Consider the following 21,369-nt stretch of genomic DNA (forward strand, 5'->3'; position numbering starts at 1 on the left):
CTCACTCCGCCGGGTCGATCAGTTGGAGCGCGTACTCGGGCCACCATTGCCCGGCCGGCGGCTCGCCCGGCCGGCAGTCGCCGTCGGACTCGCCCGGACGCTTGATCCAGAGCAGGGCGTCGACCCGGTCCAGCCCGGTCGTCGTGGTCGGTGATTCCCCCAGCGACCGGCCGGGCGGGTTGCACCAGGACGGACCACCGTCGACGGTGGCACCGTCGACCGGCCCGGCGCCGTTGCGGCTGGTGTCGACGACAAACCTGGTACGCCCGTCGAGTTCGTCGGACAGCCGCCGGCCGTAGCCGACGTTCTCCTGCGTACCGATGAAGTTGGAGACGTTCAGTACGAAGCCGTCGGCTTGCCCGATCCCGGCCCGGCGCAGCGCGTCGGCCAGCTTCGGCAGGTCGGCCACCCAACGGGCATGGCCGGCGTCGAGATACACCTGGGCGCTGCCGGTCTGCTTGAGCACGGCGACCGCGTCGGTTAGCAACGCCAGCCGCTCGTCGGCGGAGTCCGCGCCGCAACTGTCCAGGCTGTGCGCCACCGCGTCCGGTTCGACGATCACCGTGACCGGGCGGCCGGCGATCCCGGCCGCGAACTCGCGGACCCAGGCCCGGTAGTCGTCGCCGTCGAGCGCACCACCACCGCTGAAGCTGCCACAGTCCCGGTCCGGAATGTGGTACGCCACCAGCACCGGCATGCCGCCGGCAGCGTCGGCCCGGGTGAGCACGGCGTCGACGTCGGCGCGTACCGCGGTGGTGCTGCTGGTGACCCAGACCGCTGTCGGCTGCTCACTGATCCGTCGAAGCCGGTCGGCGTCACCGGTACGGCCGGCCGCCACCCAGCTGGTGACCTGGTCGACGGCGGCTCCGGTCGGGTCGACGAACAGCTCCGCTCCGGCGAGCGGCACCTCGACCGGCTGCCCGGGGGTGCCGGCGGTCCGGGCATCCGTAATCTGGTCGCCGAGACCGCCCACCCGCTCTGACGGTGCGGTGCCACAACCAGCCAGCAAGCCCAGGAACAAGCCGACGGGCAGGGCAAACATCGACTGGCGGGCTATCGACAGCAGCACCGTTCGTCCTCCGTCACTGGCGTAAAGCACGGCCGAGACTAGCTCAACCGGCTGATCCGGGCAGGCCTTCCCGGTGCCTAGGATCGTCGAGACCAGCGGCCGGGCGTGGGCCGGTGGGCGCGACTGCTGGGCGGCTTACTGCTTGTGGCGGAACAATTCGACATCCCGGTGTACGGCCGGTCCTGGGCACGACTCGAATCCTATAGCCGGCTCGCCGGTTCGCTGACCGATCCGCCGGAGGGCGTGCCGTACCGGGTCCGCTACCGCAGCATGCATGGAGCGCACGGTAGCCGGCAGATCGTCACCGCAGTACTGATCGCGCTGGCGAACATCTGCTTCGAGGTGTTCTTCTTCGTCTGGCTGCTGCAGCCGGGGCACTTCGCCGACACCAATCCCGGTCCGGTGGCCGAGGCTGCCCGGATCGCCAATGTCTTCGTCATCTGCTCCATCGCCGTCGTCGAGGCGTTACGGCTGGCCAACGTACTGTCGCTGTCGCTGGCCTCGGTGATCGCGCGGGATCCGGTGCCGGTGGTCCCGCCTCGAGGGCTGCGGGTCGCCTTTCTCACCACGATCGTGCCGAGCAAGGAGCCGGTCGCGGTGGTACGCGACACGTTGCGAGCGGCGAAGCGGATCCGGCACCGGGGCGTCTTCGACATCTGGCTGCTCGACGAAGGCGACGACGCCGAGGTGAAGGCGATGTGCGAGCAGCTCGGCGTACGACATTTCACCCGCAACGGCATTGAGCGGTACAACCAGCGGCGCGGACCGTTCCGGGCGAAGACCAAGCACGGCAACTACAACGCCTGGGTAGACGCGCACGGCGGCGGCTACGACGTCTTCCTTTCCGTCGACCCCGACCACGTGCCGCTGGCCAACTTCGCCGAACGGATCCTCGGCTACTTCCGCGACCCGGATGTGGCGTACGTCGTCGGCCCGCAGTGCTACAAGAACGGCGAGGCGTTCGTCACCCGGGCCGCCGAGTCGCAGCAGTTCCCGTTCCACAGCGTGATTCAGCGAGCCGCCAACGCGTACGGCACGTCGATGCTGGTCGGTACCAACAACGCGGTACGGATCAGCGCGTTGCGCAGCATCGGCGGGTTGGCCGACTCGATCACCGAGGACATGGCGACCGGGCTGGCCATGCACACCACCCGCAACCCGGCGACCGGCCGACGGTGGAAGTCGGTGTACACCCCGGACGTGCTTTCCGCCGGGGACGGCCCGGCCAGCTGGAGCGACTACTTCTCCCAGCAGCGGCGCTGGTCGCGGGGCACCTTCCAACTGCTGGTCGGCCGCTACTGGCGGCGCTTCCCCCGGCTGTCCGCCGGTGGGATGCTGCACTACACCCTGATCACCACCTTCTACCCGTCGATGGCCGTCGCCTGGCTGCTCGGCATCGTCAACGCGGTGCTGTTCCTGGCTCTCGGCGTCAGCGGTATGACGATCTCGCCGCAGATCTGGTTCGCCCTCTACACCGACGCCACCGCCTTCTCCCTGTGGCTCTACCTGCACAACCGGCGGTACAACGTCAGCCCGTACGAGGCACCCGGTTCCCGCGGGCTCAAGGGCATGCTGATGTCGATCATCTCGGCACCGATCTACGCCGGGCAGTTCGTCAGTACGCTGCTGCGTCGGCCGGCCCGGTTCGTGGTCACCCCGAAGGGGGCGCACAGCAGCAGTGACGGCCTGTACACGTTCCGGGCGCACCTGGGCTGGTTGGCGGTGCTCGCCGCAGCGATCGTGGTCGCCGTTGCCCGCGACTACGCCAGCTTGCCGTCGCTCCTGTGGCCCGGCGTCGCGCTGCTGATCTGTCTGCTACCGGTCGCGCTGTGGCTCCGTGACCTCCGCCGGCGTTCCCACCCGGTGCCCACGGGTGGCGGCGGTAGTGACGGCGGACCGCCGACGATCGCGGAGGTGCGCGGTCCGGATCGGGCCGGGGACATCACCATGGAGATCCCACGAGCGCTGCTGACGGCGCATCTGGCCAGCCGGTCGGTCGAGGACCAGCCCGACGACGTCTCCGCCACGATGATCCTGCCCCGGATCGAGGTGCCCCGGCAGGCCGGTCCGCCCGCCGTGGAACAGACCGGTCAGCCCGGCGAACCGGTTCAGGAGGGCGACAGGGGCACGCAGTGAGCCGACGGACCGGACCAGAGCAAACAGGCGGTTTTGGAGCGAGGACTGGTCGCGGGTGGGCTAACAGGGTGGACACCGGCTGCCCGGCGAGCACCTGATCACCGCCGACGCGGCCTGCCGCCTCGGTCCGAGTCGATTGGCCGGCGAGGCTGTCACTGATCAACCTGCCAGCCGGCCCGAGCAGCCAGCCTGGACAGGCCTGAGCAGCCAGACGCGAAACGGTCCCCCTGGCGGGCCGTCCACCGTGGCAGCAGGGGCCTCCGGGCCACCGCGGGTCCGCCGGGCGCGGCAGAGTCGACCGACGGTCATCCTCCTCAGCCGACGTCAACCTGACTGCGGTGGGAGGCGGCGATCTCCGCGGCTTCGCGGCGGGCAGCGGCAGGCAGCCGCTCGCGCGTGAGCCGGTCCGCCGCCGTCCACATCCCGTCGACCAGAAGCTGACCGGTCCCGGTCAGCTGGCCGCTCCGACTGATCACCCGCAACGTGTCCCGCACGGCAGCGCGCCACCGGGCGAACCGCACCTGGGCAAGGTGGATGTCGGTCGGATCGGTTTCGACCCGTTGCTGCCGTTGCCAGAACGTGGCGACCGCGAGATGGGCGTACGCGCCGTGCAGCAGCGCGGCTAGGGGCCGCAGATCCCGGCGCCACGGCGCGTAGTAGCGCTTGTCGTCATCCGTCGGAACGATCAGCGGGAGGGCGTCGCTCAGTGCGAGCAGCTTGGCGTGCTGCAGTTCGTGCGCGAGGGTGACCGCGACCGTCCGCGTGTCGTCCGGGGAGGACATCGCGACGGCACCGAAAGCGCCCGCGAAGGTAGCACTGCCGACCGAGCTGCCCAGCAGTTGCATCGGTACGACGGCGGTGACGCATTCGGCGACCTCCGCCGCGACCTCGGGATGATGTTCGGCGAGCAGCAGCCAGCCGGCGCGGACGCCGCCGGTCCAGCGGCGCAGGTCGAGGTGGCGCTCGTCGACGGTACGGGGCCACCCTGGTTCGTCGTTGCCGAGCCCTTGCCACCCCGAACCGTCGATGGTGACCTGCCGGCGGATCAGCACCTGCGGTAGACCGTCCCAGTCCCGCGAGGTCGGCCTGTCCCCAGCCGCAGATCGGTGAGCCGTCGGGGTGGGAACGATTACCTGCCGCCCGGCCCGTTCCAGCAGCACCAGGTCATCGTCCGCGCGCCGCACGCGTAGCGGGTCGCAGTTGCCTCCAGGCAGGGTCGCGATGCCCAGGGACGGCAGCACGATGCCATGGTTGGAACGACTTGCGCCGAGCGGCACCTCGGCGGTGGCCCCGCAACGTGCCGCCACTGCGGCCGCGACCAGGGCGAGTCGGCCCGGTTGAGCGGGTCGGTGGCTGGACAGCGCCGCCACGGTGCGGCCCAGCCATGCCCCAACCGCCGGATAGCAGAGTACGTCGTGCACCGCAGTGGGCGAGTCGCGCTCGAGATCAACCAGCAGCCGGTACGCGTACATGGTCTGTCTTGCTTCCGGATGGCTGGTCCGTCGCGCGAGGTCGGGCAGCATCCAGCAGAACAGTCTGCTACGGCTGTTCTGCAGTCCGGCGAGGACCCGGATGCCGGCGGGGGCACCACCACCTTGCGCGAACTCAGTCAGCATGTTCCTCGAGAATCGGTGCGGTTGGATCATGCCTGCTCCCGAAGCGCCTGGTTACCGACTTGCTACCGCAGTCTTCGCCCCACCTATTCATCGATGATCGCACATCATTGCCGCCGCGTGGAGCGCATGGTCGATCACCCGAGGAAGTGACATTGACTCGCCTGACTGTCCGACAGTCGTGGATCCGACTTTCCACAGCGTCCACAAAGACTGCGCGACCTCGGTGAGGATTTCGGCGATCTGCACTACGATTGGCGTTCCACGCCGCAGCGAGCGACGATGCTCCCGCGCATCAGGGCACCCCCGGCAGACAGGACCGGCGAATGACCCAAGATCGGCACGAGCAAGAGACACTTCTCGTCGACCTCACCGACGTCGACCTGCACACCCTGTCCGAGTTGCCACCAGATGCCCTGCAGATCTCCCTCGATCACCTACTCGACGAACGATTGAATCCGATCGCCTTCTTCCTTGGTCAACACGATGGCGATCCGGCGAGCAGCGCCGCACAACCCTCATGATCGAAAGAGATTCAAGATGACCGACACACCGACGACGACCGCGGCAAGCAAGACCGGCACGGGGCGGCAGACGGCTGAAGTGTTGGTCTTCGTCTCCCCCGGCGGCGGCGCCGGGCAGACGAGCATCGTCGCCAACATCGCCTGGATACTCGCCAGCACCGGGCACCGGGTCCTCATCCTCGACTGGGGAGGTAACGCACCCCGGGTCCAGGACTACCTGCACCCCTTCCTTGACGTGACCACGTCCGTCGACGAACCGCTCGGCGCAGCTCTGCGGATGATCGCCGACCGCACCGGGACGACGCCGGAGACCAGTGTCCAACGCTTCCAGGCAGCTGGTTGGGTTGACGCCGTGGACGTCGTCACCGCGTCTTCCGACAGCTTCTACCCGGCAGCACTGCCCGACGGTGCCGGCGACGGTAGTCAACTCCGACGCCTGCTGCAGCAGACCAGCTACCACTACGTGCTGCTCGACGCACCGCCGCAGAACCCGCAGAGCGCGTTGCACCAGCTCGCCTGCCTCTGCGACGCCGCCGCGGTCTGCTTCCGGTCGCACCAGCGGGTGCAGCAGGACGCGTTGCGCCTGGCAGGCGCGTTGGTCAACGCGGCTCCTGTCGGCCTACGCCTGGTGGCCACCCCGACCCAGGTACGGCTCGGCGAACCCCACGCGGCCGAGCGGCTGCACGCCGCCCGGCAACAGTTCGCCCAACTCGCCGGGCCGGCAAGCGCTGGTGTCACCGTGTCGTTCGTCGAGGTGCCGCGCCACTCGTACGACATCGAGCGGGAAGCTCTCGCCATCATTCTCGATCGCGGCAGCCTCCGGACGGGTCTGACTAGCGTCGTCCACGCGATGACCGACGGTGCCGTTCTTTCCGCTCCAGATGTCGGTCGACGACTACGGATGCGCTACGAACGGGCGCTCGGGTTCGATCCGCAGGCCGAGCCGGAGAAGGTCTACCTTGCGTACCGACCGGCCGACCGACGCTGGGCGGACTGGATCACCGACCGGTTGCGGCAACAGGGCCTGCCCGCCAGCCGGCTACCCGCCGATGATTCGTGGATCGAGCAGTCGACGCCGCCGAGCCTCGTCGTGATCGGCGGGCTCGCCACGGCCGACGGGCGAGTACGCCGCATCGCCGAACGGCTCCGCGACGCGGTGCTGTCGCCGACTGAAGTATCCGGTCAGGTCACCGACGTATCCGACCCGGTCGTACAGGTGGCCGTCACCGCTCAGACCCCGGCCGACTTCGATGCCACAGTGCCGTGTCTCGATCTGATCGGCCTGTCCGCCGGTGACGCCGAGGCACGGCTACGTCGGCACTTCCTGCTCATCGAGACGCCCTACGATGACCGTGCCGGGTTCCGCCCGCGCTATCCGGGCGGCCCGCCGGAACATCGCCAGCTGCCGCCGGCCGTCGATATTCCCGGCCGAAATCCGCAGTTCACCGGCCGAGCCGACGATCTCGAAACGCTCCGCGACAAGTTGCTCGCCGACGGCCCCGGGCCTGTTCTGGTGGTTGGTGCCACCGGAGTCGGCAAGAGCGAGCTGGCCAACGAGTACGCCCACCGGTTCCAGAAGGACTACGACATCGTCTGGTGGATCCCGGCGGACAGCTGGGAATCGATCGCCCATGCGCTACGCAGACTCAACGAGCAGTTCCAGCTGCTGGCTCCGAATCCATCCGAGGTGGACACCGAGGGCGTTGAGGAGCAGCCGCGACAAGCATTCGACCACCTGTTGCAGCTCGCCGCCAGGAGACCGTGTCTCTTCATCTTCGACGGGCTCGACGATCGGGAGCTTCTCGAGTGGGTCGGGTCCGCCGCCGGACACGTGGTGGTGACCTCAAGGATCACCGATACGCCCACCCCGCGGTTGCTCGTCGTGACCCACCTCGGGACGGACGACGCAACCGAGCTGCTGCGCACCTACGTGCCGGAGCTGAGCGAGGAGCACTGCGCCGCGGTGGTCGCCGAGGTGGGACAGCTCCCGCTCTCGCTGCGGCTGACCGGGGCGTGGCTGCGGGAGAGCCGACACCACCTGATGGCGTACGCGCCCGCAGATCTCGAAGCCGCTACCGAAGCGATGGTCGCCAGCCTCCGGCCCGAATCCCCGGCCGATCTGCCCGCCGATGCGGATGCATCGCCGGCGGTGTCGGTGCCCGACGACGATCCCACCTACCACGCGCTACGGCGATCCTGGCGCGCGTTGGAGGCGACGCTGCGACAGACGGAGATTGGTCGGATAGCCATCCACCTCGCTGAGATGTGCTCCTTTCTGTCGTCCGACGACATCAGTCTCACGCTGCTCCGTTCGAGTTCGATGATCGATCAGCTGGCCACGCTGTCAGACGGTGGCGAAGAGCGCGTCCGCAACGACCCCGCGATCTTCGACGAGGTCGTCTGGACCGGGGCCCGGTTCGGCATCTTCGACGTACGTTGGGGGCAGCGTCCCTCGATCCGTATCCACCGAGCAGTACAGGACGCGGTACGTGGCGCCCTGCCGCCGACGCGGGCCGCCGAGGTTCGCCGTCACCTGCGGCTCGGCCTGGCAAGTTACGCCCCAACCGGAGCTGAGGTCGACGGCGGCTGGCAACGGCACCGCCTCGCCGAGCTGCAACCCCATCTGCTGCCCAGCGGTGCCGTGGCCGAGACCGACCCGAAGGTGCGCAGGTGGGTCGTCCGACAAGTTCGGTACATGCGCCGGCAGGAGACCTGGGACAGCGCGAATGTCGCCCTGAAGGTCATCGACGAGGCTCTCGGCTACTGGTCGTCGGCGGTGCCGCCCACCGATCGCAGCAATATGCAGCTACGGGGCGAGCAGGCGAGTCTGCTGCGCTGGATGGGCCGGTACCGCGAGTCGCTCGAGATCGCGCAGCAACTGCGGCTACTGCAGTTGCGCACCATCGGGCAGGAGCATCCGAACACCGCGACCACGCTGCAGGGGATCGCCGGGGACGTACGGGCGCTCGGAGAGTTCGAGCTCGCCAAGAGTCACGAGGGCGTCGCCTACGATGTTCTTCGCAAGGCCTACGGCGAGGAGCACCAGCAGACCTTGATGGTCGCGCACAATTTGGCGCTGTCGTCGTACTTCGACGGCGACCTCTACACCGCGATGGTGGTGGAACGAGAAGTGGTCAACCGCCGATTGCGGGTGTTCGGCACGAGGGACCCCTTCCTCTGGTGGGCCGCTGCCAACCTGGCGACATATCAACGTGAGCTGGGCGACTACCACGCTGCGACCCGGACCATCGACGATGCTCGCGGTTGGCTGGGCCATCCGACCGGCAAGATCCCGACGGACAGCGCGAGTACGCTGCGGATCATCCGGGTACTCGCGGTCACCCAACGCCGCAAGAACATGGTGCCTCAGGCCAAGGAGAATCACGCCGACGCGCTGCGCGGGTACCAGCAGCTTCGCGGGACAAATCATCTCGACACCTTGGCCTGCAAGCTCGCGCTGGCCACCGACATGCATCTGCTGCGGGAGACACCAGCACGAGTGGTGGAGTTCGGGCAGTCCTGCTACCGCGGCTACCAGCGTCAACTTGGCCCGGAGCATCCGCTCACCGGTGTCTGCCTGGTCAATCTCGCGCTGTTCCTACGCGGTGTCGGCGATCTCGACGAGAGCCGGCGCCTCGGTGACCACGGTTTGCGGATCATCCGGACCGCTGTGCCGGCCGAGACCCACCCGTGGGTGCTCGCGGCAACGATCAACCAGGCCGGCAACCTGGGGCACGGTGGTGCGGTAGACGCCGCGATGCGACTCGCTGGTGAGGCCGTCGAGTTGTGTGAGGAGGACCTGCCACCAGGACATCCGTACCCCGACATCGCGCGTGCCAATCTTCGAGTATGGGAGCAGGCAGCGCGTCGATCCGACGGAACGGTTCCCACCAACCCGATATCCACCCGCGACCTCGATATCGACATCCCGCGGCGCTGAGAAGCATCTGGCGAACCCGACCCGCATCCCGGCGAACCACGACCACAGCAGAGGAAGTCTCAAGTGCCGACAGAGCAGGGACGACATGCGGACTCGGTGATCGGCTCGCCGCACCGAGAGTACTCCGACGCGATCACCGTGACGCAGGAGCCGACCGGTCGCCAGTTCAGCGACATCGACGATCGGATCGCCTACTGTCGTGGCCTCTTCCGGTCCGACGGACCGCTGCACTACCTGGCGCATTGCAGTCCCGGATCCCGCGACTTCGACTTGTACGCACCTGCTGGGCCCGGCCGGGACGACGATCGACTTGTCGAGAACTGCCGCCGTGTGGCGAGGCGGCTGAGTTTTCAGTCAGGACAGGTGATGCACGAGTGGCTACGGCCCCTCGGTCAGGGCGTGCCGCTGCGCACGGTGCTCCAGTCGGCCGGCGGAGCCTTCTACTGTGCCCGGGTAGTTCCCGGTGTGCTGCTCGTCGCCGGAACTCTGGGTCTGACCACCGACGAGGTTGCGTCGCTGGCCCGGCAGCCTGCCGTACAAGAGGCTGACAGCGCGCTCTCGCAGCTGGTCGATCAGATCAGAGCTGGCATTCGGCTGCCCCGACAGAACCTGGGGGCCTGGGACACAAAACACTTTAGGGAGTCCGCGTTCGACCGCGAGGCGGCCGACATCCCGCGCCAACAGCCGGCGAGCGCGCCCCGGCCGTTGCCGTCCATCGATTCCACGACGCGGCGGAACCTCGAAACGTCCGCCGACCCACGGCACCCCCTGGCGATCACCGGCGACCGCCGTCACTGGGCCTTCGACGCCTGCGCAGCCGCCGTCGATGGAACCGGCCTGCACCTTGTCGCGTGCTTCAACGACAAGGTACAGCTGTTCTCGGTCGACGCGCTCGGTACGCCCGAGCTACGTGGGGCTGCCTACCGCCACTCGCCCAGCTACCGACGCCAGCAGGTCAACGCGATGGGTCCCGCGACTGCCGCCTACCTCAGGGAGCTTGGCCGGACCGCCCGGCCTGCGATCGGTGGACCGGCCGTCCGCGCGGTGCTCGATACGGACATCGGCGCGATCTACTACTATCGTCTGTCCGCACGGGAGTACGTCATCGGCCTGTGCCTCGATCAGGACCAGGTGGACATAGCCGACAATAGCTTGACCGAGGTCGTCCTTGCGGTGTGCGGCCCGGCCGCAGCCGCCGTCCAGCCGCTTCATTGAGATGCCGCAGGCGTGACGCCAACCGATCACACGTCGCCGATCGTGCGTCGCGCCGCTGCCCGTACCCGTGCGCCAAGCCCTCCGAACACCTCCCGGATGTCGTCGAGATGCATTGGGTGCGGACCAGTCGCGGCGGCCGCTTCCGGCGGCAACGCCATGGATTCGGCAAGACGTTTGAGATGTTGCAACGACGCGTAGTCGAAGATCGCCTCGTAGGTGAGGCAGAGAACGTCCAGCCGTTCCAGGTCGGTGCTCGACGACGCGGCGTCGGCGCGGTCCACCGACACCCGCCGCATTCGCCATTCGACGACCGCCTGTCGAAAAGATTCGATCAGGGATTGCAGGAACACGGCCGTACCCAGCAGGCTGAAGCTGTCGGGATCGGCGGTCCACCCGTGGATGCGCTCCTGTGCGGATCTGATCGCCGTTGAGAGGCCCGGAGCTGCTCTGAATGCTTGGGTGAAGGCGTCTGGCAGTCCGTCACCGAGCCGTACGGCAGCGTCGATCGCCGACTCGAACAGTTCGTCGATCTCGCCCATCTCGTCCATCGGGCCGGGCTGGGTCGGCACAGGGACGGCTCGGTCCACTGACACTGTCCCGGTGAGCAGGCCAGCCACATCGGCGGAGATCTCGCTGAGGCGTTGGTTGGTCGACCGCCGCATGTCACGGACCTGCTGCTCAAGCCGGTCGATCATGGTGTATGCGCCGGCTTGCTGACGAACGAGCCGATCGACCCGGGTAACCATCAGCCGAACCGGGTCAGTCTCGCTCAACCGGGCACGCTGTAACACATGATCGATCCTGGCAACCACGGCGCTCGCCAAGGTTCGACGTTCGTACTCGATCGGTTCGGCCAGGACGACGTTGCGGACGTTCGATGCCACGTCGGGTGCCAGGTAACCGACGACCACCAGGATGATCTCGACGTCGACGCCTTCTGATCGAGCGGCCGCAGCCCGGCGAGCGACCCGTTCGACGTCCGATTCCCGCATGATGCCTTCGGAGAGCAGGATGACGCAACTCGGCTCACCGCCCTCGTTCAGCACGACGAGGTCGAGCAACGACCGGCCGTCGACGTCAAGCTGACGACGCCGCTCAAATCCGATGGCCTCGCGCTCGAGGGTCAGCATCACCTCACGTCGCACATCGTCAATGGTGGCGAAGTCGAAATGATCCCGAGCCACCAATTGGACAAGCTCGATTCCTATCACCGTACGTTCGAGCTCGGCTCGGCGGTACAGATGATGGCAGAGCTTGATGAGCTGCCGTGGAACGCCGTGGGTCATGTCAACGAGGTACTGCACGGCATCGTCGAGGAACGGGGCGATGTCGCTGTCACCTCGGGCCGCAAGATGGCTTTGCTCAATCAGCTCACGTGCCTCCTGCGCCGTAAGCGGAGTCATCCGGACGGCATGCCCCATCCGCTGCAGCACGTCTCCCTGCAGTTGCGGGGTGATCTCCACCAGACCGGTGATGATCAAGAATGCTCCGGACTCCTCCACCGCAGTCAGTAGATTTCGAAACTGCCCGACCACACCCGCATCTCGCTGATCCGCCGGATCAAGGACCCGGTCGAGCTCGTCCAGTACGACGACGAATCGCCGGCCACTGCGGCCGTGCAAGTTCAGGAGCGCGATGATCGCCGACATGGCAGCAGCTGAACTATCGATGTACTTCGACAGCCCGTGCTCCGTGACGAAGCCGTCCGACCGGTTGCCGATCAACCAGTCCCACGCTTGCACCGTGGTCCGCTCGTCGAGCAGCAACGTCATCGCCGTACCAAGGTCGTCATCGCCGGTTGCCTCGATCAGCCGGTCCTGCAACTGGGGCAGCAGGACGCTCTCCGGCAACCCGAGGTCGTCGACCACCGCCTGCGGCTCGATGACATGTCGCCGCAGGTCGTCAGCGATCTGCTGCGCATGTGGCACGTGGCTGAGCCCATCGGCGACCACCTCGGAGTAGTAGTCGCGCAGGAGGTCGACGATGTCCTCCCGGTCGAGACGACCGACGAAGCGCTTGTACAGGTCGACCAACGAGCCGAACTGGGGCGCCTCAACGTACAGGGTGCGCACCGCCGAGTCACCCGATCGACGAGCCCGATGCAGCAGGGCCGCCGCAAGATGAGACTTGCCGGTGCCGTATTCACCCACCACAGTCAGCAGACGACCGGACAGCCCGACCCGCTCCGGAGGGACGGCCTGCGCCAGGAAGGCGTCAAGATAGCGGAACGCCTCCTCGACCGCACGGGTCGACACCGTCGGCAGGCCCTGGCCGACCTCCGAGACACGCGCAACAGCGGTTGGCGAGTACGGGTTGACCCCGACCGCCCGCGGCTCTCCCGATGAGGCATTCATGGTCATCCATTCTTGATGCCCCGGCCACGAGGCCGGTAGCCGTCGCGCCGATCTACATAGTATCGATCGAAGTCGTGCTTACTGACTTCCTTGGTACCTGGGCGACGCCGAGCCTCGTCCCATAAATGAAAACACATCTTCTGGAGTTGCTTCAAGGACATCGAACGATGATCCTCCATCACCGCGTGCATAGTTTCTACGGTAACTGTCGGAACCCGAGGATGATCACACATCTGCAGCCGCCCGTTAGCGAATGTCCACCCGTCCGTACCGGTCAGCATACCTACCTCGATCACAAGAACACCCTCCCTAGCTTCACCCCGGACTCGATCGCTCCAGTCCTTGATCTGCTGGGGATTATCGCTTTCCGCAAAAAGGATCATGCGCTCGCCGACAAGGTCGAGATAGTGATTGATCGGGTGCATAGCCTGCAGCGAAAGCACCGATCTCTTCCACGTCGCGTCGTTGAACTGCGGTAGCACGATGATCGCGACTGCGTCCGCATCCTCGAGATCCCGCCCGAGTCGCGTGAAAGCCACCTTCCCCTGCATCGGTTGATCCCCTGGGTCCGACAGCCCTTCCAGCTGCCGGGACAGCCTGCTCCTGATCTTGTACGCCAGCAGGGCCAGATACTGGTCGAAATCGCCTCTGCGACCGACCATCTCGAGATCGAACGCCCGCTCTCTACTGAGGTCGGCCACCGGCGCGGCCATGATCCGGCCACCGGAGGCGCCATCGAACTCCTGCTTCAAGTGGTGTACGCACCTGTGAATCAACGAGGTACGCCCGCAGCCCGTGGGCCCGGCCACCACCACCAACTGACCGAATCTGGTGAGGTGCGTCGACGGGTCCGGTAAATGGTTGACGAAGCTGCGGTATCCCTCCTCGGCTCTGTCCACTGGGAGGTAGTACGCCTCGTGTTCCCTGTCGTGCCACGGTCGCAGCGCACGGAGGGACTGACCCAGTACGGGGGGCAGTTCGAAGGGGTTCGGAATCTCCTCAGGCCTACCCGCATGAGCACTGCTGGTCTGTGTCATCACGATGCCCTCCCATCACGCCGCTGCTGTTGTCACCGTCGCAAGCCGATGACACCAGCAGCCCGCTCCGCCTCTCGAGCTGCCTGTTCGACCGCCGTTCGCAGGTGCATCAAGCCGGTCCGCGCCTCCCGTACCCGAGGACTGTCCGCCGATCGGTCCGGCCCGGACCACGAATCGCGCATCGACTCACAGAACTTCTCGACAGAATCACGGATCACCTCCATCGATGGGCCCAGGACCGCCGGCAGGGCATCGAGATGCAGCATCAGCCGGAGGCGGGGCTCGTCGAGGCTGGTCCCCTTCGGTTGTCTGGCGGAGGCATCCGCGTACCGGGTGAGAGACTCGTCGGCTGCCCGAATGAACTCGGCCACGGCCACCCGAAGCTGGGCGGCCTGCTGGCGCGCCTCAGTCCGTCGGTGGACGCCGGTCGTCAGCACACTGGTGAACAACGCGCTGATCAGAGCGGACACCAAGGTGAGTGCGCCACCGATCAGCAAGCCACGCATCTCGGAGGTCGGCCCGGCGCGTGCTGCGTCTGGATCGATGCTGAACGCCGCGACCATGGTGGCGCAGGCGGTGTCGAAGTCGGCCCGATGCGTGTCCCGCCATCGCGCGATCGCCACCCGTTGCCCGTCCACCACCACCCGGTCCCCGCTTACCGACTCGACCAGGCCGAGCAACTCAGCAGCCCGGCCGACCTGCTGATGATGCTGGGGCGACAGGCAAACCAGCGTGGACGCTTCCTGATCCAGCGGCTCGTCGGCCAGGCTCCGTGCCGGATCGGCGATCACGATCGTCATCAGTACGAGGCAGGCGAGCAGCGACTGTATCCGACCAGTGTGGATCGCTCGCATACTGTGTCACTGTAGCGCTCTGATTCCCGTGTGGCTGTCCCCCGACGGCACGAACACGGCTTCAGTCCGATAGCCGTCTCGGCGGGCACCTGAGGGCGACGAGGGCTCAACGGGGCTGGGCGGGAGTCCGGTACGCGAAACGGCCCGCCAGGGATATCCCTGGCGGGCCGTTCACCATGGTAGCGGGGACAGGATTTGAACCTGCGACCTCTGGGTTATGAGCCCAGCGAGCTACCGAACTGCTCCACCCCGCGGCGATGAGTTAACCCTAGCGCATACCGTCAGCCCGCCGCAAAACGACCCCCGTACTGACCGACTGGCCTCGGTGATCCCACCCTGGTCCACCCACAAAAGCGGACAAGTCCGGATCACCGAGGCCAGTTCGGCGTCAGTCAGTTGGCGTCAGTCAGTTGGCGTCAGCCGGTCGGTGACGGGTCGGCACTCGGTGACGGGTCGGTGGACGGCGGCTGGGCACCGCCCACCCCGGCCGCCTGCTGCGCCGCCTGGAACGCCGTCATCGCGGCGTCCAGCCGGGCCAGTGCCTCACCGTACCGCTGGAAGTCACCGGCCGCCTGCGCGGCGCGGGCCTCGTCGATCGCGGCGCTGACCTCGGCGGCGGCCGCCTGCAGCTCCGGGGTCACCAGACCCGGGTCGACCGGGGTCGACGGCGTCGGGCTCGGGGTGCCGCCGGGCTCCTCGCCCTCACCCTCGCCTTCGCCCTCTGGCGGGGTCGTCGGCGCACCACCCGCCTCCGCCTGCTCGATCAGCTGCCGGATGCCGTCCTGCACGCTGTTGGCCAGCACCACGTACGAGCCGCCGTCACCGTAGGAGAGCAGCACCCGCTGCAGCAGCGGGTACGCGTTGGTCTGGTTGCTCTTCACGTAGACCGGCTCGACGTAGAGCATGCCGTTGCCGAACGGCAGCGACAGCAGGTTGCCGTACTGCACCTGCGCCTGGTTCGACGACAGCAAGTTCAGCTGCTGCCGGATGGCCGCGTTGTTGGTCATCCGCTGGTGCACCTGCACCGGGCCGGAGATCGCCGTCTGGTCGGGCAGCTCCAGCACCTGCAGCTGTGGCTGTCCGTCGACGTACGACCCGGAGATCAGCGCGGCCAGGTTCTGCCGGCCGGCCGGGGTCACCGCCGAGGTCAGCTGGAACCGTGGCTCGTCCTGCTCCGGCAGCTGGGTCATCAGGTAGTACGGCGGCTGCTTGACCTCGCTGTCCGGCGAGTCCGGGACGTTCGGCACCTCCCAGAAGTCCTGCCCGGAGAAGAACTCGGCCGGGTTGGTGACGTGGTAGCGGGCCAGCAGGTTGCGCTGCACCTTGAACAGGTCCGCCGGGTAGCGGAAGTGGTCGACCAGCTCCTGCGGCGTTTCCGCCTTCGGGATGACCAGGTCGCCGCCGAACGCCGCGTTCCAGGCCTTGAGCACCGGGTCGTTCTCGTCGAACTCGTAGAGCCGGACGGTGCCGTCGTACGCGTCGACGGTGGCCTTGACCGAGTTGCGGATGTAGTTGACGTTCTCCCGGGCCAGCACGAAGGTGCCCTGGCCGGTGAGCTCGTCGGCGGTCTCCACCTGCAGGTTCACCCGCTCCGAGTACGGGTACGTCGCCGAGGTGGTGTAGCCGTCGACGATCCACTGGATCCGGCCGTCGACCACCGCGGGGTACGGGTCGCCGTCCATGGTCAGGAACGGGGCGACCTTCTCCACCCGGTCCCGTGGGTTGCGGATGTACAGCAGCTTGGAGTTCTCGTTGACCGCCTCGGAGAGCAGAAAGTTGGTCTCCTGCTCCTTGATCGCGTACAGCAGTTTGCGGCCGAACGAACCGACCTCGACCCCGCCGGTGCCGGTGTAGGTGTAGTACTGCTCGCCGCCGCTGGAGGTCGGCCGGTCGAACTCGACGTTGCTGTCGCCGGGCGAGCCGACGATGGCATAGTCGGTGCCGTCCATCTGCTCGCCGTAGTAGATCCGCGGCTGCTCGACCGGGATCCGCTCGGTCGCCGAGGAGCACTGCTCCTGGGCCTGGTCGCCGAGGAAGCCGGAGACGAAGTACGGCTGCCCGCCGCAGACCACCCGGTTGGCCGGCGCGCCGACCATGCCGTACCCGTGGGTGAAGACGGTGTGCCGGTTGAGCCAGTTGCTCTGCTGCTCGGTCAGCTCGCTGTAGTTGATCTCCCGCATGCCGACGACGTAGTCCTGCCTCTCGTCGTCGATGGTGTAGCGGTCGATGTCCAGCTTGGTGCCGAAGTCGTAGAAGCCACGCACCTGCTGCAGCTGGGTGTAGGTCTCGGAGACCAGCTGCGGGTCGAGCAGCCGGATGTTGGGCACCACCGCGGTGTCGGTGGCCAGGCTCTCCGGCGGCGTCAGGTTCGTCGCCGGGTACGGCGTCTGCTGGCTGATGTCCAGCCCGAACGCTTCCCGGGTGGCGACGATGCCCCGTTCGATGAACGCCGCCTCCTTGTCCCGCAGGCTCGGGTTGACCTCGAAGGTCTGCACCGCCCACGGGTAGATGCCACCGATCGCCACGGCGGAGATGCCGAGCAGCGCCAGCGAGATGCCCGGCCAGACCAGGTTGCGCATCACCGCGTTGGAGAACACGATGATCGCAATCGCCACCACGATCGAGATGTACGCCAGGATCTCCTTCGCCGGCAGCAGTGCGTTGATGTCGGCGTAGCCGGCGCCGTAGATGCGCGCCTGCTCGTTGTACTCCAGCAGCATGCCGCGCCGGTCGAGCACGTAGGCGACCGCCTTGAGCAGTACGAAGACGGCGACCAGCGTGGTCAGGTGGGCCCGCGCGGCGGTGGTCATCCGGTCGCCGATGCCCTGCAGCCGTACACCGCCGTAGAGGTAGTGCACGGCGAGCGCGCCGATCACCGACAGCACCACGGCGGTGAACGCCAGGCCGAGCAGGTAGCGCAGGAACGGGTACTCGAAGACGTAGAAGCCGATGTCGATGCCGAACTCCGGGTCGGTGACGCCGAACTCCTGGGAGTTGCGGAACAGCAGCCACTGGCTCCACCGGTTCTGCGCGGACAGCCCGGCGAAGACGCCGACCAGGGCTGCGGCCGCGGTGATCCAGATGCCGATCCGGGGGCTGAGCAGCATCCGGTAGCGCTCCAGGCTGACCTGTTCCGGCGAGTGCGGTCGCAGCGCCGGCCGCAGCCGGTACGCCAGCCACAGGTTGGCCGCGACCACCAGTGCCATGGCCAGGCCGACCGCCGCGAACAGCAGCAGTCGGGTGAACAGCACGCCGGTGAAGACCTGGGTGTAGTCGACCTCCTCGAACCACAACCAGTCGGTCCATGCGTTCACCCCCCAGCCGAGCAGGGTGAAGAGAAGGAAGATCCCGATGAGTACGCCGACGGTGACCCGGCCACGTCGGCTCATTCCGGGCATTGGGCTGCTACGCATGACCACGACTAGGTACTCCGCACGTTGGTGTGATCCGCTGGGCGATCAGGCACCAAGACTACGGGGTGTGTCCACCTCAAGGCCGGTTGAGGTGGACCTGACCGGGGTGTCAGTCGCTGCCGCAGAGCGTCGGCTTCTCGCCGGTACGCAGCCGGTCCAGCGCGTCGAGCGCCTCGTCGAGGGTGGCCACCCGCAGCAGCGGCAGGTCGGGTACGGCGTTCGCGACCGCTTCGGCGCAGTTGGCCCGCGGGACGAGGAAGGCGACCGCACCCGCTTCCTTGGCTCCTACCAGCTTCTGCGGGATACCACCGATCGCGCCGACGTTGCCCTCGTTGTCGATGGTCCCGGTCCCCGCGATGATCTTGCCTCCGGTGAGGTCCTCGGGTTCGAGCTTGTCGATGATGCCCAGGGCGAACATCAGCCCGGCGCTCGGCCCGCCGATCTCGTCGAGGTCGATGGTCAGCTGGAACGGCCTGGGCTGCTCCTCGGTGATCTCGATGCCGATCCGGGGTGGGCCGCCGTCACTGGCCCGAGTGGTGATCTCGGCGGTGGCCGACTGGCCGTCGCGGGTGTAGCCGATGGTCAGCGTGCTGCCTTCCGGCTCGGCCCGGATCAGCTCGGTCAGCTGGGTCGCCGAGCTGACCGGCGTGCCGTCGACCGAGGTGATCACGTCGTCGACGTCGAGCAGCCCGACCGACGCCCCGTCCGGGGCGACCGCCCTCACCAGCACCTGCACCGGGTAGCCGAGCTGGCGCAGCGCCGCGGTCTCGGCGCTGGTCTGCGACGCCGCGAAGTCCTCGGCGTTGCGCTCCTCGACCTCTTCCTGGGTCTGCCCCGGCGGGTAGATCACCTCGTACGGCACCACCGCCTCGGCGTCGCTCAGCCAGCCGGCGACCGCCTCCCGCAGCCCCACGTTGGGGCGTACGCCGACGGTGGTGAGCCGCAGCTGCCCGGCCGAGGTCGAGGTGTCGGTCCCGGTGATCTGGATGACGTCCGCGCCGTCGTCGGTGCCGAGTGTGTCGACCGTCGGCCCGGGGCCCAGCACCACGTACGGGACCGGTGCGGCGAGCACGGCGTAGGCGAGCAGTGCGGTGAGCAGCGCGCCGAGGATGACCGTGACACCGCGACGTCTCATGCGCCTGAGCGTACCGACTGCGGTCGGGCCTGTGACGCGGAGCTTCGCGCTGAGCGGAACGCACCGGCGGCGTTGCGGCCGGTGGCCCGCGTACCGTGGAGGGCGTGCCTGATATTCCGTTCGGCTTCCAGCTCCCCGGCGGCCAGCCTCCGGACCCCAACGACCCACGGCAGATGCAGCAGTTCATGGCGCAGCTGCAGCAGCTGCTCGCCGCTCCGGGCAGCGGTCCGGTGAACTGGGACCTGGCCCGGCAGGTGGCGGCCAGCCAACTCGCCGCCGAGGGTGACCCGTCGGTCAACCCGCACGAGTGGCACACCGTCGAGGAGTCGCTACGCGTCGCCGACCTGTGGCTCGAGTCGTCGTCGACGTTCCCGTCCGGGACCCGCACGTCGGCGGCGTGGAACCGCAACGAGTGGATTTACCGGACGCTCGACGTGTGGCGCAAGCTCTGCGACCCGGTGGCCGGTCGGATGGTCGGCGCGATGGGCGACCTCGTTCCGCCGGAGGCCCGCAGCCAGCTCGGCCCGATGCACGCCATGATGACCACTCTCGGCGGGGCCCTGTTCGGCGGTCAGCTAGGCCAGGCGCTCGGCTCGCTCGCCACCGAGGTGCTGTCGGCCAGCGACATCGGGCTGCCGCTGGGCCCGGCCGGCACCGCCGCGCTGCTGCCGGCCAACATTCGGGCGTACGGGTCCGGCCTGGAGCTGCCCGAGGAGGAGGTCCGGCTGTACGTGGCGCTGCGCGAGGCGGCCCACCAGCGCCTCTTCGAGCATGTGTCGTGGTTGCGGGGGCACGTGCTGGCCGCGGTGGAGACCTACGCGTCCGGGATCACCGTCAACCGGGAGGCGATCGAGGACGCCCTCGGCCGGGTCGACCCGATGAATCCGGAGTCGATGCAGGAGATCGCCATGGAGGGGATCTTCACTCCCGAGGACACCCCCGCCCAGCAGGCGTCGTTGGCCCGGATCGAGACGGTCCTCGCGCTGATCGAGGGCTGGGTGTGTCACGTCGTCGACAGCGCTGCCGGGGACCGGCTACCGAACGTCGTGAAGCTGGCCGAGGCGTTCCGGCGTCGGCGGGCGGCCGGCGGGCCGGCGGAGCAGACCTTCGCCGCCCTGGTCGGGCTGGAATTGCGGCCCCGCCGGCTGCGCGAGGCGGCCGCGCTGTGGGCCGCGCTGGACACCCATCGTGGGGTTGACGGCCGGGACGCGTTGTGGAGCCACCCCGATCTGCTGCCGTCGGACGACGACTTCGCCGACCCGGAGGCGTTCGCCCAGGCGAAGACCGACTTCGACCTCGGTGACATCGACTTTGGCAGCGAGCCGCCGGGGCAGCCGGAGCCGCCGGCCGACGGGCCCCGCTGACCGATAGGCCCGGGTTCAGCCGGTGGTCAGCAGCGCGCGGGTGGTCTCCCAGCCTTCGACGGCCGGGTTCAGGGCCGCCAGGTCCGCCGGGCCCCGCAACCGACGCCAGGGCGGCGTCACCGCCACCTGTCCCGGGTGCGGCGCCGCTGCCCGGACGGCCTGCGGATCGGCGGCGAGGGTCAGCGGCGGCAGCCAGTCCGGAGCCGGCAGTTGGGCCGCCACGCCGAGCAGTCCCCCGCCGTCGCCACCGGTCGGAGCCACCGCCACCGGCCGGGTGGTGATCGGTCGCAGCAGCTTGCCGATCAGCAGGCCGGGCAGGTCCGGTGCGTCGGCGGCGAGCACCGCCGCCTGGTCGTAGCCGTGTGCCGCGACGGCGGCCAGCGCCGCGTTGACCGAGATCTCCGGCAGCGGATGGATCGGCATGTCGGGCCAGGCGATCGACCTGGCCAACGGCAGGTCCGCGTTGCTCGCGGCGATCGCCGGTTCCACCTGGCTCAGGGTGGCGAGCAGGTCGACCATGTCCTCGGCCAGGGCGGCCCGCCAGGCGGCGGGATCGGTGCCGGGTGGGGACCAGTCGACCAGGTCGAGAAGAATGACCACGGCACGGCGCATCTGACCCACTCTAGCGGCGGCGGCGTACCCGGCAGGTCCGGGGCGTACCCGGCGTGGTTGGCGTAGTCGGTGCGGCTGGCGTAGTCGGTGCGGCCGGCAGGTC

13 protein-coding genes and 1 tRNA gene are annotated in these 21,369 nt (G+C 68.1%); 5 read left to right on the forward strand and 9 right to left on the reverse strand.

The annotated features are described in order from the left end of the window. Window position 1: 1 nt before the first annotated feature. On the reverse strand, window positions 2-973 hold the full coding sequence (locus ACFHWS_RS03655) for a glycoside hydrolase family 6 protein (protein ID WP_416567627.1): 972 nt from the start codon (window positions 971-973) through the stop codon (window positions 2-4). A gap of 240 nt (window positions 974-1,213) precedes the next feature. Between ACFHWS_RS03655 and ACFHWS_RS03660 the strand changes: the two genes are divergently transcribed. Beyond that, complete coding sequence (locus tag ACFHWS_RS03660) at window positions 1,214-3,205, forward strand: glycosyltransferase family 2 protein (RefSeq protein WP_416552252.1); 1,992 nt, start codon at window positions 1,214-1,216, stop codon at window positions 3,203-3,205. Window positions 3,206-3,519: 314 nt separating this feature from the next. Here ACFHWS_RS03660 and ACFHWS_RS03665 read toward each other — a convergent pair whose 3' ends face one another. Beyond that, window positions 3,520-4,821: an aKG-HExxH-type peptide beta-hydroxylase gene (locus ACFHWS_RS03665; RefSeq protein ID WP_416567628.1), complete on the reverse strand. Its 1,302-nt coding sequence runs from the start codon at window positions 4,819-4,821 to the stop codon at window positions 3,520-3,522. A 323-nt stretch (window positions 4,822-5,144) separates the two neighbouring features. Here ACFHWS_RS03665 and ACFHWS_RS03670 point away from each other — a divergent pair, with 323 nt between their 5' ends. The 3 genes from ACFHWS_RS03670 (at window position 5,145) to ACFHWS_RS03680 (ending at window position 10,497) form a co-directional block, all read left to right on the forward strand. Then, window positions 5,145-5,342, forward strand: coding sequence for a hypothetical protein (locus ACFHWS_RS03670; protein ID WP_416552250.1), 198 nt, complete (start codon window positions 5,145-5,147; stop codon window positions 5,340-5,342). A gap of 16 nt (window positions 5,343-5,358) precedes the next feature. Next, entirely contained in the window at window positions 5,359-9,282 is a 3,924-nt protein-coding gene (gene fxsT, locus ACFHWS_RS03675) for an FxSxx-COOH system tetratricopeptide repeat protein (protein ID WP_416567629.1), read from the forward strand. A gap of 63 nt (window positions 9,283-9,345) precedes the next feature. Next, window positions 9,346-10,497, forward strand: coding sequence for a hypothetical protein (locus ACFHWS_RS03680; protein ID WP_416552248.1), 1,152 nt, complete (start codon window positions 9,346-9,348; stop codon window positions 10,495-10,497). Window positions 10,498-10,523: 26 nt separating this feature from the next. On the opposite strand, the gene ACFHWS_RS03685 is transcribed toward ACFHWS_RS03680, so the two are convergent. The 6 genes from ACFHWS_RS03685 to ACFHWS_RS03710 form a co-directional block, all read right to left on the reverse strand. Further along, window positions 10,524-12,857, reverse strand: a complete 2,334-nt coding sequence (locus ACFHWS_RS03685; protein ID WP_416552247.1) for an AAA family ATPase — start codon at window positions 12,855-12,857, stop codon at window positions 10,524-10,526. Further along, window positions 12,854-13,603, reverse strand: a complete 750-nt coding sequence (locus tag ACFHWS_RS03690) for a hypothetical protein (RefSeq protein ID WP_416552246.1) — start codon at window positions 13,601-13,603, stop codon at window positions 12,854-12,856. Before ACFHWS_RS03690 ends, ACFHWS_RS03685 begins: the two co-directional genes overlap by 4 nt. A 317-nt stretch (window positions 13,604-13,920) precedes the next feature. Then, entirely contained in the window at window positions 13,921-14,742 is an 822-nt protein-coding gene (locus ACFHWS_RS03695; protein ID WP_416567630.1) for a hypothetical protein, read from the reverse strand. A gap of 177 nt (window positions 14,743-14,919) precedes the next feature. After that, a tRNA-Met gene (locus tag ACFHWS_RS03700) sits at window positions 14,920-14,996 on the reverse strand. Between the two features lie 162 nt (window positions 14,997-15,158). Beyond that, a complete protein-coding gene (locus tag ACFHWS_RS03705; RefSeq protein ID WP_416552244.1) occupies window positions 15,159-18,131 on the reverse strand; it encodes a UPF0182 family protein in 2,973 nt (990 codons plus the stop codon). A gap of 133 nt (window positions 18,132-18,264) precedes the next feature. Continuing rightward, entirely contained in the window at window positions 18,265-19,290 is a 1,026-nt protein-coding gene (locus tag ACFHWS_RS03710; protein ID WP_416567631.1) for a PDZ domain-containing protein, read from the reverse strand. 104 nt (window positions 19,291-19,394) lie between these two features. Between ACFHWS_RS03710 and ACFHWS_RS03715 the strand changes: the two genes are divergently transcribed. Further along, entirely contained in the window at window positions 19,395-20,654 is a 1,260-nt protein-coding gene (locus ACFHWS_RS03715) for a zinc-dependent metalloprotease (RefSeq protein WP_416552242.1), read from the forward strand. Between the two features lie 15 nt (window positions 20,655-20,669). Here ACFHWS_RS03715 and ACFHWS_RS03720 read toward each other — a convergent pair whose 3' ends face one another. Then, window positions 20,670-21,266 carry a hypothetical protein gene (locus ACFHWS_RS03720; RefSeq protein ID WP_416552241.1) on the reverse strand — a complete coding sequence of 199 codons (597 nt, stop codon included), beginning with the start codon at window positions 21,264-21,266 and terminating at the stop codon, window positions 20,670-20,672. Window positions 21,267-21,369 lie beyond the last annotated feature (103 nt).

It is taken from the genome of Micromonospora sp. LOL_013 (assembly GCF_048060315.1).
Taxonomy (GTDB): Bacteria; Actinomycetota; Actinomycetes; order Mycobacteriales; family Micromonosporaceae; genus Micromonospora_E.

Bases quoted from the DNA above. Each gene is read 5' to 3' on its own strand.
- ACFHWS_RS03695 (WP_416567630.1), bottom strand. From the start codon at position 14,742: ATGCGAGCGATCCACACTGGTCGGATACAGTCGCTGCTCGCCTGCCTC.
- ACFHWS_RS03710 (WP_416567631.1), bottom strand. From the start codon at position 19,290: ATGAGACGTCGCGGTGTCACGGTCATCCTCGGCGCGCTGCTCACCGCA.
- ACFHWS_RS03670 (WP_416552250.1), top strand. From the start codon at position 5,145: ATGACCCAAGATCGGCACGAGCAAGAGACACTTCTCGTCGACCTCACC.
- ACFHWS_RS03685 (WP_416552247.1), bottom strand. From the start codon at position 12,857: ATGACCATGAATGCCTCATCGGGAGAGCCGCGGGCGGTCGGGGTCAAC.
- ACFHWS_RS03665 (WP_416567628.1), bottom strand. From the start codon at position 4,821: ATGCTGACTGAGTTCGCGCAAGGTGGTGGTGCCCCCGCCGGCATCCGG.
- ACFHWS_RS03705 (WP_416552244.1), bottom strand. From the start codon at position 18,131: ATGAGCCGACGTGGCCGGGTCACCGTCGGCGTACTCATCGGGATCTTC.
- fxsT (WP_416567629.1), top strand. From the start codon at position 5,359: ATGACCGACACACCGACGACGACCGCGGCAAGCAAGACCGGCACGGGG.
- ACFHWS_RS03720 (WP_416552241.1), bottom strand. From the start codon at position 21,266: ATGCGCCGTGCCGTGGTCATTCTTCTCGACCTGGTCGACTGGTCCCCA.